The 15,044-nt window shown below is 64.8% G+C and carries 11 protein-coding genes and 2 pseudogenes; 8 read left to right on the top strand and 5 right to left on the bottom strand.

The genetic code is table 11. The annotated features are described in order from the left end of the window. The first annotated feature begins 11 nt into the window (after nt 1–11). The 4 genes and pseudogenes from ACWEO2_RS11680 to tgt form a co-directional block, all read left to right on the top strand. Nucleotides 12–509 (top strand): RrF2 family transcriptional regulator, encoded by a 498-nt coding sequence (locus tag ACWEO2_RS11680; protein WP_452405252.1) that lies wholly within the window; start codon nt 12–14, stop codon nt 507–509. 143 nt (nt 510–652) lie between these two features. Then, nucleotides 653–2,377: pseudogene (locus ACWEO2_RS11675) on the top strand (ABC transporter ATP-binding protein); the annotation flags it as partial. A gap of 86 nt (nt 2,378–2,463) precedes the next feature. Next, a complete protein-coding gene (locus tag ACWEO2_RS11670) occupies nt 2,464–4,377 on the top strand; it encodes an ABC transporter ATP-binding protein (protein WP_452405251.1) in 1,914 nt (637 codons plus the stop codon). 183 nt (nt 4,378–4,560) lie between these two features. After that, nucleotides 4,561–5,796, top strand: a pseudogene (tgt, locus tag ACWEO2_RS11665) (tRNA guanosine(34) transglycosylase Tgt); the annotation flags it as partial. Between the two features lie 22 nt (nt 5,797–5,818). On the opposite strand, the gene ACWEO2_RS11660 reads toward tgt, so the two are convergent. Beyond that, a complete protein-coding gene (locus ACWEO2_RS11660; protein WP_452405250.1) occupies nt 5,819–6,601 on the bottom strand; it encodes a queuosine precursor transporter in 783 nt (260 codons plus the stop codon). A gap of 29 nt (nt 6,602–6,630) precedes the next feature. Between ACWEO2_RS11660 and ACWEO2_RS11655 the strand changes: the two genes are divergently transcribed. Then, nucleotides 6,631–7,164 carry a DUF4190 domain-containing protein gene (locus ACWEO2_RS11655; RefSeq protein WP_452405249.1) on the top strand — a complete coding sequence of 178 codons (534 nt, stop codon included), beginning with the start codon at nt 6,631–6,633 and terminating at the stop codon, nt 7,162–7,164. Between the two features lie 81 nt (nt 7,165–7,245). Here ACWEO2_RS11655 and ACWEO2_RS11650 read toward each other — a convergent pair whose 3' ends face one another. The 3 genes from ACWEO2_RS11650 to ACWEO2_RS11640 are packed head-to-tail and all read right to left on the bottom strand — an operon-like array spanning nt 7,246 to nt 9,424. Then, nucleotides 7,246–7,935, bottom strand: a complete 690-nt coding sequence (locus ACWEO2_RS11650) for an RDD family protein (protein WP_452405248.1) — start codon at nt 7,933–7,935, stop codon at nt 7,246–7,248. A gap of 45 nt (nt 7,936–7,980) precedes the next feature. After that, a complete protein-coding gene (gene gluQRS / locus ACWEO2_RS11645) occupies nt 7,981–8,916 on the bottom strand; it encodes a tRNA glutamyl-Q(34) synthetase GluQRS (protein ID WP_452405247.1) in 936 nt (311 codons plus the stop codon). Between the two features lie 19 nt (nt 8,917–8,935). Then, nucleotides 8,936–9,424 (bottom strand): DUF309 domain-containing protein, encoded by a 489-nt coding sequence (locus ACWEO2_RS11640; protein ID WP_452405246.1) that lies wholly within the window; start codon nt 9,422–9,424, stop codon nt 8,936–8,938. A 352-nt stretch (nt 9,425–9,776) separates the two neighbouring features. On the opposite strand from ACWEO2_RS11640, the gene ACWEO2_RS11635 reads away from it, so the two are divergent. Continuing rightward, nucleotides 9,777–10,055: a DUF397 domain-containing protein gene (locus ACWEO2_RS11635; RefSeq protein WP_452405245.1), complete on the top strand. Its 279-nt coding sequence runs from the start codon at nt 9,777–9,779 to the stop codon at nt 10,053–10,055. Between the two features lie 123 nt (nt 10,056–10,178). Here ACWEO2_RS11635 and qcrB read toward each other — a convergent pair whose 3' ends face one another. After that, on the bottom strand, nt 10,179–11,810 hold the full coding sequence (qcrB, locus tag ACWEO2_RS11630; protein WP_452405244.1) for a cytochrome bc1 complex cytochrome b subunit: 1,632 nt from the start codon (nt 11,808–11,810) through the stop codon (nt 10,179–10,181). Nucleotides 11,811–11,979: 169 nt separating this feature from the next. On the opposite strand from qcrB, the gene ACWEO2_RS11625 reads away from it, so the two are divergent. Next, nucleotides 11,980–13,413: a WS/DGAT domain-containing protein gene (locus tag ACWEO2_RS11625; protein ID WP_452405243.1), complete on the top strand. Its 1,434-nt coding sequence runs from the start codon at nt 11,980–11,982 to the stop codon at nt 13,411–13,413. A gap of 467 nt (nt 13,414–13,880) precedes the next feature. Next, nucleotides 13,881–15,044 carry an NAD(P)/FAD-dependent oxidoreductase gene (locus ACWEO2_RS11620; RefSeq protein ID WP_452405242.1) on the top strand — a complete coding sequence of 388 codons (1,164 nt, stop codon included), beginning with the start codon at nt 13,881–13,883 and terminating at the stop codon, nt 15,042–15,044.

Genomic DNA, 15,044 nt, shown 5'->3' with positions numbered 1-15,044 from the left:
GAGTAGCCGCAGTGCACATCACCGCGAGGGTCGATTACGCGGTGCGGACCTTGTTGGAAATCGCCCGCGCACCGAAGACCGACGATGCCGTGGTCGGCGCGACCGCGGTGCAGGTCGCGCCGGTGGTGAAGGCCGAGGCGATTTCGACCGCGCAGCACATTCCGCCCAAGGTGCTCGAGACCGTACTCGCCGAATTGCGCCGAGCCGATCTGGTGACCAGTAGGCGCGGCCCGGACGGCGGCTATTGGCTGGCCCGCCCGGCCGGGCAGATCACCATCGCCGATGTGATCCGCGCGATCGAGGGTCCGCTGGCCTCGGTGCGCGGTGAGCGTCCGGAGGATGTGCGCTATCCGGGCGCGGCCGAGCCATTGCAGCGGGTGTGGATCGCGCTGCGCGTGAATATTCGCGCGGTACTGGAGGACGTTTCCATCGACGACATCGCGCGCAATCGGCTCCCCGGATTCATCGAAGCGCTGACCGAGGATCCCGGTGCCTGGGCGCGGCGGTAATTCGAATCGGGTCACGCGGGTCGAAAGGTGCGCGGGCAGTTGCGGTTTCCTGCCGCAACTAAGGGGCCGCAATCCATGGCATCGGTGCTGGTCGGGAAGCCGCGCGACGGATATCGCGGTTTCCCGGTAGCCTCCCTTTCATCATGCTGATCAGACTGCTTCGCACCTATCTGGCCCCCTACCGGGCCCAATTGGCGGGGGTCGTCGGCCTGCAACTGATCGCCGGCATCGCGATGCTGTACCTGCCGACCTTGAACGCCCACCTGATCGATAATGGCGTCACCAAGGGCGATATCGGCTACATCTGGAGCGCCGGACTGTGGATGCTCGCGGTCACCGGCGTGCAGATCATTGCATCCGCCTGCTCGGTCTATCTCGGTGCGCAGGCCGCCATCGGCGCGGGTCGGGATCTGCGCGGGGCGGTACTGCACCGGGTCGGCACCTTTTCCGCGCGCGAGGTCGGCATGTTCGGCGCGCCATCGCTTATCACCCGCAATACCAACGATATTCAGCAGGTTCAGCTGCTCATCGTGATGTCGGCAACCATCCTGGTGACGGCGCCGATCATGTGTGTCGGCGGCATCTTCATGTCGCTGCGCGAGGACCCCGGGCTGTCCTGGCTGCTGTTGATCGCGGTGCCCGCACTGGCCATCTCGATGGGTGCCATCGTGGCCAAGATGGTGCCCGGCTTCCGCGATATGCAGTACCGGATCGATGAGGTCAATCGCGTACTGCGCGAACAGATCACCGGTATCCGGGTGGTGCGCGCATTCGTGCGCGAGCGCCAGGAGGCCTGGCGCTTCGGACTGGCCAACTCCGAACTCACCGATGCCGCACTGCGGGTCGGCCGGTTGATGGCGCTGATGTTCCCGCTGGTAATGCTGATCAGCAATGTCACCGCCGTCGCGGTGATCTGGTTCGGCGGGCATTTGATCAACGACGGCCAGATGCAGATCGGCTTGCTCACCGCGATGCTGTCCTACATCCTGCAGATCCTGATGGCCGTCATGATGGCCTCATTCCTGGCCATGATTGCACCGCGCGCGGCCGTCTCGGCCGACCGTATCGGTGAGGTGCTCGACACCGAGACATCGGTGCTGCCACCGCGGCTGCCGCAGCCGTTCAAGGGCGATCCGGCGCTGGTCGATCTGCAATTCGCCGAATTCGCCTTCCCCGGTGCGGAGAAACCGGTGCTCTCGGCCATTCGGTTCCAGGTCGAGCCGGGCACGACCACGGCCATTGTCGGCTCCACCGGTGCGGGCAAGACGACGCTGCTCAATCTGATTCCCCGGCTCATCGATGTGACCGATGGGGCGATCTACGTCGGCGGCACCGATGTCCGCCATATCGACCTCGAGCTGCTGCGCGAGCAGATCGGCCTGGTGCCGCAGAAGGCTTACCTATTCTCCGGAACGGTGGCGAGCAATCTGCGCTATGGCAATCCGCACGCGAGCGACGCGGAACTGTGGCGCTGTCTGGAGATCGCGCAGGCCGCCGACTTCGTGCGCGATATGCCGCAGGGCCTCGAAACCCCGGTCGCGCAGGGCGGCACCACCGTATCGGGTGGGCAGCGCCAGCGGTTGGCCATCGCTCGGGCGCTGGTGAAGAAGCCGCGGGTCTACCTGTTCGATGACTCGTTCTCCGCACTCGACGTCGCCACCGACGCCCGACTGCGCGCGGCACTGCGGCCCGAGACCAGCGACGCTTCGGTAATCATTGTGGCGCAACGGGTTACCACCATCCGCGATGCCGATCAGATCGTGGTACTCGAGGACGGTGCGATGGTCGGGATCGGCACCCATGACCAGTTGATGCGCGAGTGCGCGGAGTACCAGGAGATCGTTGCCTCGCAGCTCGGCGTCGATGAGGTCGCCGCGGTCGCCCTCGCCAAGCGCAACGGATCGCCGCCCGGTCCGAGCGGGGACGGGCATCGGGCCCGGCGGGAGGAGAGCCGATGAGGCCCGGAGCGGTGAATCCCGGTGCACCGGATGCGAAGGCGAAGTCCTTCGGTCCGTCGCTGAAGCGGCTGTTGCGCAGGCTGGCGCCCGAGCGCAGGTATGTCGGTGCGATCGTCGGGCTGACGACCGTCTCGGTGACGCTGAATACGCTCGGCCCGTACATCCTGGGCAAGGCCACCAACCTGGTCTTCGACGGTGTGATCGGCGGACGGCTGGTCAGCGGCAACACCAAAGAGCAGGCGATCGAGCACGCGCGCGCCGCGGGCGACAACACCTTCGCCGACATGCTCGGCGCGATGGATGTCACCCCGGGTGTCGGTGTCGACTTCGGTGCGGTCGGCCGGATTCTGATGCTGGTATTGCTGCTCTATATCGGCGCAGCAGTGTTCAGCTGGCTACAGTCGTTTCTGCTCAATATCGTCATCAACCGCACGGTGAAGCGGCTGCGCAGCGACGTCGAGGACAAGATCCAACGACTTCCCTTGCGCTACTTCGATTCCACGCCGCGCGGTGATCTGCTCAGTCGCGTCACCAACGATGTCGACAATGTCTCGCAGAGCCTGCAGCAGACCATGAGCCAGCTGCTCCAGTCGGTCTTCTCGGTAATCGGCATCCTGGTCATCATGATCTGGATCTCGCCGCTGCTGGCGCTGATCGCCCTGCTCACCGTGCCCGCCGCCATTGTGGTCAGCGCGCAGATCGCCAAGCGCTCCAAACCACACTTCGTGAACCAATGGAAGTACACCGGCATGGTGAACGCCCAGGTCGAGGAGGCTTTCACCGGGCATGAGGTGGTCACCGCATTCGGCCGCAACCGCGAGGTCGGCGAGGAATTCGACAAGCGCAACAACGATCTCTACGAGTCGAGCTTCAAGGCGCAGTTCTTCTCCGGGCTGATCATGCCCGCGATCATGTTCCTCGGGAATCTGAACTTCGTGCTGGTGGCGCTGGTCGGTGGTCTGCGGGTGGCGACGGGCAATCTGTCACTGGGCGAGGTGCAGGCCTTCATCCAGTACTCCCGGCAGTTCAGCCAGCCGCTGACCCAGATCGGCGCCATGGCCAATGTGCTGCAATCCGGTGTCGCCTCGGCCGAGCGGATCTTCGAGATCCTCGACGCCGAGGAACAGTCGCCGGATCCGGTCATGGAGAACACCCGTCCGGTCGATCGCGGCCGGGTCGAATTCGAGGCGGTCTCCTTCCGTTACGAACCGGAGACGCCGGTCATCGAGCGGCTCTCGCTGGTCGCCGAGCCGGGGCATGTGGTCGCCATTGTCGGCCCGACCGGTGCGGGCAAGACCACGCTGGTGAATCTGCTGCTGCGGTTCTACGAACTCGACGCGGGCACCATCACCATCGACGGCGTCGATATCACCACGGTCACCCGGGATCACCTGCGGTCCAGGATCGGTATGGTGCTGCAGGACACCTGGCTGTTCAAGGGCACCATCCGGGAGAACATCGCCTACGGCAATCCGAATGCGAGCGAGGCGGATATTCTCGACGCCGCTCGTGCCGCCTACGTCGACCGCTTCGTGCACGCCCTGCCGCACGGTTACGACACGATCATCGATGAGGAGGGTTCGGGCGTCAGCGCGGGTGAGAAGCAGCTGATCACCATCGCCCGCGCCTTCCTGGCCAAGCCGTCCATCCTGGTCCTCGACGAGGCGACAAGTTCGGTCGATACCCGCACCGAGGCGCTGGTCCAGCACGCCACCGCGGCCCTGCGCCGCGACCGCACCAGCTTCGTGATCGCGCACCGACTCTCCACCATCCGCGATGCCGATCTGATCGTCGTCATGGAGGCGGGCCGCATCGTCGAGCACGGCACCCACGAGCGTTTACTGGAGGAGCGCGGCGCGTACTACCGCCTCTACAATGCACAATTCGCCGCAGCTGCCGCTGACGCGTGAGTATCGGCTGGGGCGAACTGGGCCGAGCTACCAGTTTGCCGAGGTGCCGACTGATTTCGGAGGAACATGGGTAACTCGTCGGGTACGTCCAGAACTAGCTCCGGGCCGACCGTCGGCCCGGAGCGGAACTCGAGCGCTTCCTACGTCCGGCAAAAGGCCCGGGGAGGCGGAGGAGCGTCCGATCCCGAAGCCTTCTCGTTTGCCGTTGGTACCCGTCTCGCGGGGCGGCACGGTCGATCGGGTGTGATCAGCACACCGCACGGCGATATCGCCACGCCCGCGTTCATCCCGGTCGGCACCAAGGCGACGGTGAAGGCGGTGTTGCCGGAGACCATGCGGGAACTCGGCGCCCAGGCGCTGCTGGCCAATGCCTACCACCTGTATCTGCAGCCGGGTTCGGACATCGTGGACGAGGCGGGTGGGCTGAGCAAGTTCATGAACTGGCCGGGCCCGACCTTCACCGATAGCGGCGGCTTCCAGGTGATGTCGCTCGGTGTCGGTTTCAAAAAGGTGCTGGCCATGGAGGCGGTCGACGTCCGAAGCGACGATGTGATCGCCGCGGGCAAGGAGCGCCTGGCCGTTGTCGACGATGACGGCGTCACCTTCCGCTCTCATCTGGACGGTTCGAAACACCGGTTCACACCGGAGGTTTCGATGGGCATCCAGCATCGGCTCGGCGCGGACATCATCTTCGCCTTCGATGAGCTGACCACCCTGCTCAATACCCGTGCCTACCAGGAGAAGTCGTTACAGCGCACGCACGAATGGGCGCAGCGCTGCATCGACGAGCACGAACGGCTGACCGCCGCGCGCACGCACCGCCCGTACCAGGCGCTGTTCGCGGTGATCCAGGGCGCACAGTACGAAGACCTGCGCCGCAAGGCATGCCGGGAACTGGAATCGGTCCGGGGCGCTGCCGGAACGGGTTTCGACGGCTACGGCATCGGTGGCGCGCTGGAGAAGCACAACCTCGGCACCATTGTCGGCTGGTGCTGTGACGAACTGCCCGAGGACAAGCCGCGCCATATGCTCGGCATCAGCGAGCCCGAGGACATCTTCGTCGCCGTGGAGAACGGTGCGGACACCTTCGACTGCGTGAACCCGTCCCGGGTTGCCCGCAATGCGGCGATCTATGTCGCCGAAGGCCGATTCAATATCAATACCGCCCGATTCCGCCGCGACTTCACCCCGATCGACGAAACCTGCGACTGCTACACCTGCGCCAACTACACCAGGGCCTATATCCACCACCTGTTCAAGGCCAAGGAGATGCTCGCCTCCACGCTGTGCACGATCCACAACGAGCGCTACACGATTCGGCTCGTCGACCGGATCCGAGAGAGCATCGAGGGCGGCTACTTCGACGAATACAAAGCCGAAACGCTCGGCCGCTGGAAGGGGCGCATTCGGACCCCGTAGATCCGAATGCGCACAACAACTTTCAGTTCAACAGTGCGGTCGTTTCCCGGGGCGCATAGCTCGGCTCATGCTTTTTCAGGAAGGCGATCACCCGGTAGGTGATCGGCAGCACGATAACCTCAGCCAGCGTCTTCCAGATGAATCCGACGATCACGTAGTTGACGAACTGTCCCCAGCTATCGATGCCGATGGCGGTGGCCGCGATCGAGCAGAAGATCAGTGTGTCACCGAATTCGCCGACGACGGTGGAGCCGATCAATCGGGCCCACAGATGCTTTTCCTTGGTCTTCTCCTTGATCAGCACCAACGCCGCGGAATTGAGCATCTCGCCGACGAAGTATCCGGTCAGTCCGGCCGCGACCAGCTGCGGTGTGGTGCCGATCACGGACCGGAAGGCTTCCTGATTGTCGTAGAAGGTCGCCGGGGGCAGCTCGATGGCGATCTTGAAGCAGATGACCGCGAGCAACAGGATGGCGAAACCGTAGTAGATGGCCCGGCGGGCGGCCTTGAAGCCGTACACCTCACTGAGCACATCGCCGATGATGTAGGCCAGGGGGAACAGGAACCACGCGCCATCGGTGGAGATCGGCAGGATCTCGATCGGCCCGAGCTTCACCGAATGGTCGGTGAGGAACTGGACGCCCTTGGTTGCGCAGATATTCGAGATGATCAGCGTCGCGGTGAACAGTGCGACGACGGGGGTGTAGTAGCCCCGCGCGGCGACGGCGAATGCCGCGTGGGCCGCCGCGGGGCCCCCAGATCCTGGGTGTTCTTCAACTGTTTTGGACTCACTCACGCGCTTCATCAAACCAGGTTGTGGAATAGGCTGTACCAATGACGAATCCCGGCGATTCCTCCGACGAGTGGTGGAAGCAGTACGGTGGCGAAGGTGTGTCGCCGGAAGGTGGCGCCCAGGGGTCGGTACCGCAGTACCCGGCGGCTCCGCCGCCCGGATCGGTCCCACAGTATCCGTCCGCGCCGCAGTACCCGCAGCAGCCAGCGCCGCAGCCGACACCGCCGCCCCAGCAGCAGTATCCGAGCTACCCGCAGCAGCCGGTCGCCGGTGCGCAGCAGCCGTATCCGCAGACCCCGGCCTACCCGAACGCGTATCAGCCGTACGGATACCCGCAGCAGGGGCAGGGCACCAACGGGCTCGCGATCGGTTCGCTCGTCGCCTCATTGGTCGGTCTGTGCACCTGCATCGGCTCGATCGTCGGGATCGTGCTCGGCATCATCGCGCTGAATCAGATCAAGGAACGCGGGCAGGAGGGCCGCGGTCTGGCGCTGGCCGGTATCTGGGTCGGTGCCGGTGGCATCGTGCTCGGCATCGTCTGGCTGGTCTTCAATATCGCGCTGTCCTCGACCTGACGATCGTCGAAAATAGCTGTGCCGCAATAGAACAGGGGCGCTCCCGAACGGGAGCGCCCCTGTTTTCGCGTTGCGAGCGGATCAGGCCTTGACGACCTGGGTACCGCCAGCGAACTTATCGTGCCAACCCTGCTTGTTCGGGTCCTGCTCGATGGTCACCGCGATGTAGATCGCCATGCCGATCGCGACGAGGTTCCCGAGGCACGGAATGATGTTGGCGACCAGGTACAGGTTGCGCTTCAGCGAAACTTCCGGGGTGATCTTGGCGGCGCCGCCGGGGGCGACGACGCGCAGGCCGAGGATCTTCTTGCCCAGCGTGGTCCCCATATTGGTTTCCATCAGCACGAAGTATGCGATGGGAGCCGCGACGATCACGATGAAACCGAGGATCGAGCCGATGAAGCCGATCTTCGACAGGATGAGGTCGATGATGTACGCCGGGATACCGACGATCAGCGCATCGATGAACCTGGCGCCGAACCGGGGCAGCAGCTCACCCGGCTGGCCCGCACCAGAGCCCTGCTGGCCGTACTCACCGTACTGCTGCGGGTAGGGCTGCTGGCCGTAGGGATCCTGCGGCTGCTGGCCGTATTGGGGTTGTTGTCCGTATTGGGGTTGTCCGTATTGGGGCTGCTGCCCGTACTGTGGCGGCTGCTGCCCGTACTGGGGTGGCTGCCCCTGCGGGTACTGCTGGCCGCCCTGCGGGTACTGCTGGCCGTACGGTTGCCCGCCTTGCGGATATTGGTTGGGGTCGTACCCACCGCTTGTCATATCTGTTTCCTCGTCAGTGATCAGTAGATCGGTCGCTTGCGTACGTTACGGACATCGCGCGGGTTGCAACAACCCATTCTCGTCGAGTGTCCAAGGTTCGTCGGGCAGATGGGCCGGGTCGAATCCGTCGAGCAGTTCGGCGGGCGACACCGGGGGATAGCCGAGTGAACAGGCCAGCGCCGCCGCCACTTGATCGGGTGTATTCCCAAGGGCGAGTTGGTCGGTGAGTGTCACCGCGCCGTCGCGTTTGGCCAGTCGCTTGCCTTGCGCATTCAATACCAGCGGCACGTGTGCGTACCGCGGAACCGGGAGTTCCAGCAGCGTCGCGAGGTGGGCCTGGCGCGGCGTGGACGGCAGCAGATCGTCGCCGCGGACCACCTGATCGATGCCCTGTTCGGCATCGTCGACGACGACGGCCAGGTTGTATGCCGGAATTCCGTCGCCGCGCCGCAGTACGACATCGTCGACCTGGCCGCGGTAGCGCCCGTGCAATTCGTCGACGAATTCGAATTCGCTCGCCTGCGCGCGCAGACGCAGCGCGGCCGGACGGCCGTCGCCACGATGCGCGGCCCGCTGGGCCTCGGTCAGGTCGCGGCAGGTGCCGGGATAGTGGCCGACCGGTCCGTGCGGTGCGGTCGCGGCCTGCTGGATTTCCCTTCGGGTGCAATAGCACTCGTAGGTGAGTCCGGCGGCGGTGAGCCGATCGATGGCCGAGGCGTAGTGGGATAGTCGGTCACTCTGCCGAACGACGGGACCGTCCCAGTCCAGTCCGATCGCGGCGAGATCGGCCAGCTGGCGCTGCTCGGCCCCAGGCCGCACCCGATCCAGATCGTCGACCCGGATTACGAAGCGTCGTCCGGTCGACCGCGCGAACAACCAGGCAAGCACGGCCGTGCGCAGATTTCCGAGGTGCAGATCACCGGATGGGCTCGGCGCGTACCTGCCTGCCGGAGTACTGGTGGTTGCGGGCACGTTTGCCATGGTAGGGCTGCGGTCCAGATCACCGGATCCGCAGGTGCGGCATGAGTCGGTCTGCGGGAATCGGGGTGCCGCACTCCAACGCGGCCAGCAGTGTCTCGGCGTGCGCGATCAGACCGGCGCTATCGATCCCGTACGGCAGCGGGCTGCCCGGATCCGGCGCGTAGGCGCGCAGCCGCGTCACCGCCCGGGTCAGCAGTGTGCGCGCGCCCTTGGGATTGTCCCGCTGGATGTGGGTGAGCCCGACTGCGTATTGCGCGAGTCCCTGCCACAGCATCCTTTCGGCGAACGGCCCGTTCTTCCATGCGGCCTCCAATACCTCGTGTGCGTTGAATGCCAGACCGTCATCGAGCAGTTGCTGGGCGTACGAAAGGGTTTGCTGGGGTGGCAGATTCAGGTCATCCGGAATTCGCGGCACTCCGACGCTGCCGACCGGCAGCGGCCGCCCGAACCGGTCGCGCGGGCGAGGATTGCGGGCGCGACCTGCCTCGTCGCGGGGGCGTTCGACCATGCGGCCCATCATCCACGGCCGCTGCCGGGGGCGTCCACACGGATCGGGTCGACCTGGATTTATTGACGGATAACGGAGCAATCACATCCGCAAAATGTTTGCTGCCCAGCAAATATGGGAATGAATGTCATCTACCGGCAATGTTTCCGCAACTCTTCATCTTCGCAAGATTGGCAAATGCGACGGTTGAATGAGCAAGAGATCGGCAAATTCCCGTTGAACCTGCTAGGGTTTATCGCGCGGGGGCGACCCCGCGAGGGTAAATCGCCTCGAAGTGCAGTGCGATCACGACGCACCGTGAAAGTCGCGCGCTTTGGCAAGGCGCACCGCGGGATTCGGCGTTCCGTGCCGGATGCCGGTGCTAGTTAGAACGATGTCAGAAGAAAACTCTCGTTCTCGACGCAGCAAAGGAGCTAGTGCCGTGGAAGTTGACTTGACGGGAGCTGTGTGGCGCAAGAGCACATACAGTGGCCCCGATGGGAACTGCGTGGAAGTCGCTTTTCTCGTTGACGGCAATGTGGCGGTCCGCGACACCAAGGACAACGGCTATGGTCCGTTGTTGGCGTTCACGCCAGGCGAGTGGGATGCATTCCTAACAGGGGTGTCACAGGGGGAGTTCGGACGCGCCTGAACAACAGTCACGTCTGAACCAATCAGCACGGGCCCCGGGTCGGCACGGACTCGGGGCCTTCGCGGGTCATCAGGGGCCTTTTCCATTGCGGCCCTGGTATTTTCAATGCAGCCCTATTGTTTCTCAGTGGCCCTGTCCGTCGCTGTTGGCCTCGTCTTGGACCTCGCGTAGGACGGCGAGCTGCTTGCGCTCCTCCTCGTGCTCGATCTCCATATTGCGCCGGGACTCCTGCCACGGATCGGGGCGGAAGAATCCGCCGGTGCCCGGCTGACCCGCCGAACCCAGCTGGTTCATCTTCTTCGGCACCGGTGCGCCCTGATACTCCAACGGAATCGGGTGTCCGTGTTCGTCCACCGGACCCAGCGGCTGGTGGATCTCGATGTACTCACCATCCGGCAGTCGCCGGATGATGCCGGTCTCGATGCCGTGCTCCAGTACCGCGCGGTCGCTGCGCTGCAGGCCCAGGCAGAAGCGATACGCGACGTAGTAGGCCACCGCAGGGAGGGTCACAATGCCGATCCGGCCGACCCAGGTGGTCGCGTTCAGCGAGACCTGGAATTTGTAGGCGATGATGTCGTTCACGCAGGACAGCGTCAGTACTACATAGAAGGTGACCGCCATCGCGCCGATCGCGGTGCGCACCGGTACGTCGCGCGGGCGCTGCAGCAGATTGTGGTGCGCGGTGTCCCTGGTCAGGCGGCGTTCGATCCACGGGTAGGCGATCAGGACCGTGAACACCAGACCCATGATCAGCGCACCCCAGAAGGGGGCGGGCACGGTATAGCGGCCCGGATAGAGCTCCCATGGCGGAATCAGGCGCATCATGCCGTCGGTCCACATCATGTAGAAGTCCGGCTGGGTACCCGCGGAGACCTGAGATGGCTTGTAGGGGCCGAAGGCCCAGATCGGGTTGATCTGCAGCAGGCCGCCGAGAAGTGCGACGACACCGAGCGTGAACGCGAAGAACGCGCCCTGGTCCAGGGAGAATACCGGCACGATGCGGGTGCCGATCACATTGCGTTCGGTGCGGCCGGGACCCGGGAACTGGGTGTGCTTCTGATACCAGACCAGCGCGATATGCGCGGCGATCAGCGCGAGCATGATGCCGGGGAACAGCAGCACGTGCGCGATGAACAGGCGCGGAATGATGATTTCGCCCGGATAGTCGCCGCCGAACATCAGCCAGTGCATCCAGGTTCCGATGACCGGAATGCCCAGCGTGATGGACGAGAATGCCGCTCGCAGGCCGGTGCCCGAGAGCAGGTCATCGGGCAGCGAGTAGCCGAAATACCCCTCGAACATGGCCAGGATCAGCAGCAGCGAGCCGAGCACCCAGTTGGCCTCGCGCGGCTTGCGGAACGCGCCGGTGAAGAAGATCCGGAACAGGTGCACGATGATCGAGGCCGCGAAAAGCAGTGCGGCCCAATGGTGCACCTGGCGCACGAACAGACCGCCGCGGACCTCGAAGGAGATGTTCAGCGATGTCTCGTAGGCGCGAGTCATGCCCACCCCGCGCAGCGGCTGGTAGGCGCCGTTGTAGGTGACCTCGGCCATCGATGGATCGAAGTACAGCGTCAGAAAGGTGCCGGACAGCACCAGGATGATGAAGGTGTACAGCGCGATCTCACCGAGTAGGAACGACCAGTGGGTCGGGAACACCTTATTGATCGACCGCTTGACGAACGCCGCGGCCCGATATCGCTCGTCGAAGGCATTGGCTTGTTCGCTTGCCGTTCGACCTATGTCAATAGCCATAGCCGACACCCCCGCCCTGGGTGAGTGGTGGTATGTGTCCTACTACAGACGGTAGCAAGGGTTCGGGCCGGAATCGATAGCTTTACTCAACGGCAATCTGGAACAAGATCATTCAGTTCTTGCCGGTGCCGCCCGTCGCCCCCGGTCATCGGTGCCATATCGTCGTGTCGTGAGTACGCTGGCGGCCCAGGACGCGACGATGTACTGGCTGTCCAGTCGCACTCGTAATGACCTGTTCTTACTCTATTGCTTCGATGATTCCGGGCGTCCGAGCGCGGAACTGTGCGAGTTCGTGGCGCGCCGCAGTGCGCGCATTGCCGATCTGCGCGTCCGGCTGCGCGAGCTGCCGGGAGATCTGGACTATCCGTCATGGGTTCGGGGCGATTTCCGTGCCGAGCAATTTGTGGAACATTTCCTTCCGGAAGCGAATTGGCCGGGTGTGTGCACAGCACTCGGCAAACTGCTCGGCACCGGTGTGGACGCGGCGGTGCGGCCGTGGCGGCTACACGTGTTCCGCGGGATCGACGGTGCGCCGCCGGGCGGGTCGGGACCGGCGATGGTCGTCGTGCTGCAGCTGTCGCATGCGCTGGCCGATGGGCGGCGCGGCGCGGTGATCGCCAGGGCGCTGTTCGCCGAATCCGATCCGGTCGAGCCGGTTGCCGCGGCGAGCGATTCGGTTGCCGGGGCGCCGGGCATTCGCCGTCGACGAATCAATACTGCGGCAATGGAATTGGCGCCGTGGGATGCCACACCAGTGCATTCGGCACTGGCGCTGTTGCGGATGCCGCTGCGCTTCGTTCGCACGGTCGTCCTGGGCTATCGGGCTTTCCGGGCACAGCGGGAGCTGGCCGAATTGACCACTGCGGGAAGGATTCCGGAGCCCGGACCCGGGTTCCCGCCGAGTCTGGTGAACCGGCCTGGCACGCGCCACGATTCAGACAGCCATCGGGTACGGATGATCGTCTGCGCCGCCGAGCGGATGCGGTTCTCGGGTCACACCGTGACCGTGGTCGTGCTGACCGCCGTCTCGATCGCGCTGGATCGCTATCTGTCGGCGCGGGATGAACCGGTGGAGCGACTCGGCGCCCAGGTGCCGATGGCGTTGTCCGGCAACCGGATTGCGGCTCGCAATAACTATCGCAGCCTCGGCATCGATCTGTTCATCGATGAGCCGGATCCACTGGTCCGCGCGGATAAGATCGCCGCAGCGCTCGCTGCTCGCCGGATCCGTGCCAACCACCCATTGCTGACCGCGCAGGACCGCGTTACCGCCGTCACTCCCGCCCCGTTGCTGCGCCGTGATGTCGATCGCTATCCGATCGATACCGTCCCCGATTCGATAGCCGGACATACCGTGGTCTCGAGCGTTCACCGCGGCCCGGCCGATCTGACCTTCGGTGGCGCACCCGTCCGGTTCACCGGCGGCTTCCCGGCGATCGGGTCGGTCATGCACCTGACCCACGGTGTGCACGGCCTCGGCGACACTGTCACCGTCTCGGTCCATGCCGCCGCCGCCGCCGTGCCGGATATCGACGCCTATACTGAGCTGTTGCGTGCCGCGTTGGACGAGGTATTCGACTGTGCGAGACAGACATCGGGCTGAGTCTGCCGTGGGACGGCGTTGAACGCCCGGCTGACCATGATCGTCCACGGACCCATCGGTGACCGCATGCGCCGCACATACCTCCGGCCACCACAGCGACGGTGCTGCGGTGGTGTCGGCCTCGGTGCGGTGATCGGATCCGAGCGGCGGTACCCGGTCAGGTCAGCGGGGCTGCGTACCGACGCCCGCCGGAATCCGGGTTCCATCCGGCCACCCCGGCGCGCACAATGGATGGGCAACCAATACCGCTCTTGAACGACGGACTATCGGGGAGCCTCGCCGCCAGCACGGTTCGAGAAAGAACCCGATCATGACCCGTTCAACCGCTTCGCCGTCGTCATGCGCGCAAGCGTGGTCGGGCCTGCTGCGACTCCCCGAAACCGGCTCGACATTCCAGCGGCTGGTCACGAAACCCTACAACTGAGTATTTCGACCAGGCATTGACCGCAGCCGGTGAGGAGCGTGCGATGTCCACCGCCAACAACATTCGAACGCCAATGGTGCTCATTCTGGGAGCCGGGTTCGCCGGGCTGGAGCTGGCTGCCTGCCTGTCCGAGTCATTGCCCGGCGAGGTCCGGGTCCTGCTCATCGACCGGAATGACGGTTTCACCTTCGGTTTCGCGAAACTGGAGATCCTGTTTCGCGACCGGACGCCGGAATCCGTACGCATCCGCTACGACGAACTCGCCCGCCCCGGGGTCGAGTTCCGGCAGGAACAGGTTGTATCGATCGATCCGGGGACCCGACGCGTGGTCACCGACGCCGCCGACTACGACCCGGATTTCCTCGTGGTCGCACTGGGTGCCGAATACGACCCGGCTGCCACACCCGGCTTCGTCGAGGACGGTCACGAGTACTACTCGATCGACGGAGCGTGTCGGCTACGCGATCGGCTGGCCCGATTCGACGGCGGAACCATTCTGATCGCGGTGTTGAGCGTGCCGTTCAAATGCCCGCCCGCACCCTACGAGGGCGCGATGCTGCTGCACGAGCTGCTGAGCCGTCGCGGCATCCGCGACCGCACCCACATGCACGTGCTCTCCCCGATGGACGCACCGATCCCCGTTTCCGCGGACACCTCCGCCGCGCTCGTCGCGGCCCTCGCACAACGCGGGATCGAATACTCTCCGGGGCGGCGGGTCCGCGCTCTCGATCCGGAGAAACATATCGCGACCACGCGCGCGGGCGATCTCGAATACGACCTGTTCATCGGCATCCCGACCCACTGTGTCCCGCCCGTGGTCGCGGCCTCCGGGCTGACCGTCGATGGCGGCGATGGCTGGATCCACGTCGATCCGCGCACGCTCGCCACGCCGTATCCGGGCGTCTATGCCGTTGGCGACTGCGCGGACGCGCCGGTGCCGCGGGCCGGTGTGTTCGCCGAGAACGCCGCCCGCACGGTCGCGGCGCACATTGTCGCGCAGCTGCACGAGACACCCGCGCCCGGAAAGTATCTCGGCCAGGGCTCCTGCTATATCGAATTCGGGGGCGGCCTCGTCGGCAAGGTCGACGCCGACTTCCTCTCCGGGCCAACGCCGGTCGCACCGTTCATCGCGCCCTCTGCCGAACTCGCCAGGGAGAAGGCCGAATTCGCCGCTACGCGAATTCGGCGCTGGTTCAAGCCTGGATAG

The organism is Nocardia sp. NPDC004278 (assembly GCF_053602975.1).
This window is presented reverse-complemented; position numbering and strand designations above follow the sequence as displayed.

What these genes read in the sequence shown, in the direction of transcription:
- gluQRS (WP_452405247.1), bottom strand. Translation starts at nt 8,916, where the DNA reads ATGGCAAACGTGCCCGCAACCACCAGTACTCCGGCAGGCAGGTACGCG.
- ACWEO2_RS11655 (WP_452405249.1), top strand. Translation starts at nt 6,631, where the DNA reads ATGACGAATCCCGGCGATTCCTCCGACGAGTGGTGGAAGCAGTACGGT.
- ACWEO2_RS11650 (WP_452405248.1), bottom strand. Translation starts at nt 7,935, where the DNA reads ATGACAAGCGGTGGGTACGACCCCAACCAATATCCGCAAGGCGGGCAA.
- ACWEO2_RS11670 (WP_452405251.1), top strand. Translation starts at nt 2,464, where the DNA reads ATGAGGCCCGGAGCGGTGAATCCCGGTGCACCGGATGCGAAGGCGAAG.
- ACWEO2_RS11660 (WP_452405250.1), bottom strand. Translation starts at nt 6,601, where the DNA reads ATGAAGCGCGTGAGTGAGTCCAAAACAGTTGAAGAACACCCAGGATCT.
- ACWEO2_RS11635 (WP_452405245.1), top strand. Translation starts at nt 9,777, where the DNA reads ATGCCGGTGCTAGTTAGAACGATGTCAGAAGAAAACTCTCGTTCTCGA.
- qcrB (WP_452405244.1), bottom strand. Translation starts at nt 11,810, where the DNA reads ATGGCTATTGACATAGGTCGAACGGCAAGCGAACAAGCCAATGCCTTC.
- ACWEO2_RS11620 (WP_452405242.1), top strand. Translation starts at nt 13,881, where the DNA reads ATGTCCACCGCCAACAACATTCGAACGCCAATGGTGCTCATTCTGGGA.
- ACWEO2_RS11640 (WP_452405246.1), bottom strand. Translation starts at nt 9,424, where the DNA reads ATGGTCGAACGCCCCCGCGACGAGGCAGGTCGCGCCCGCAATCCTCGC.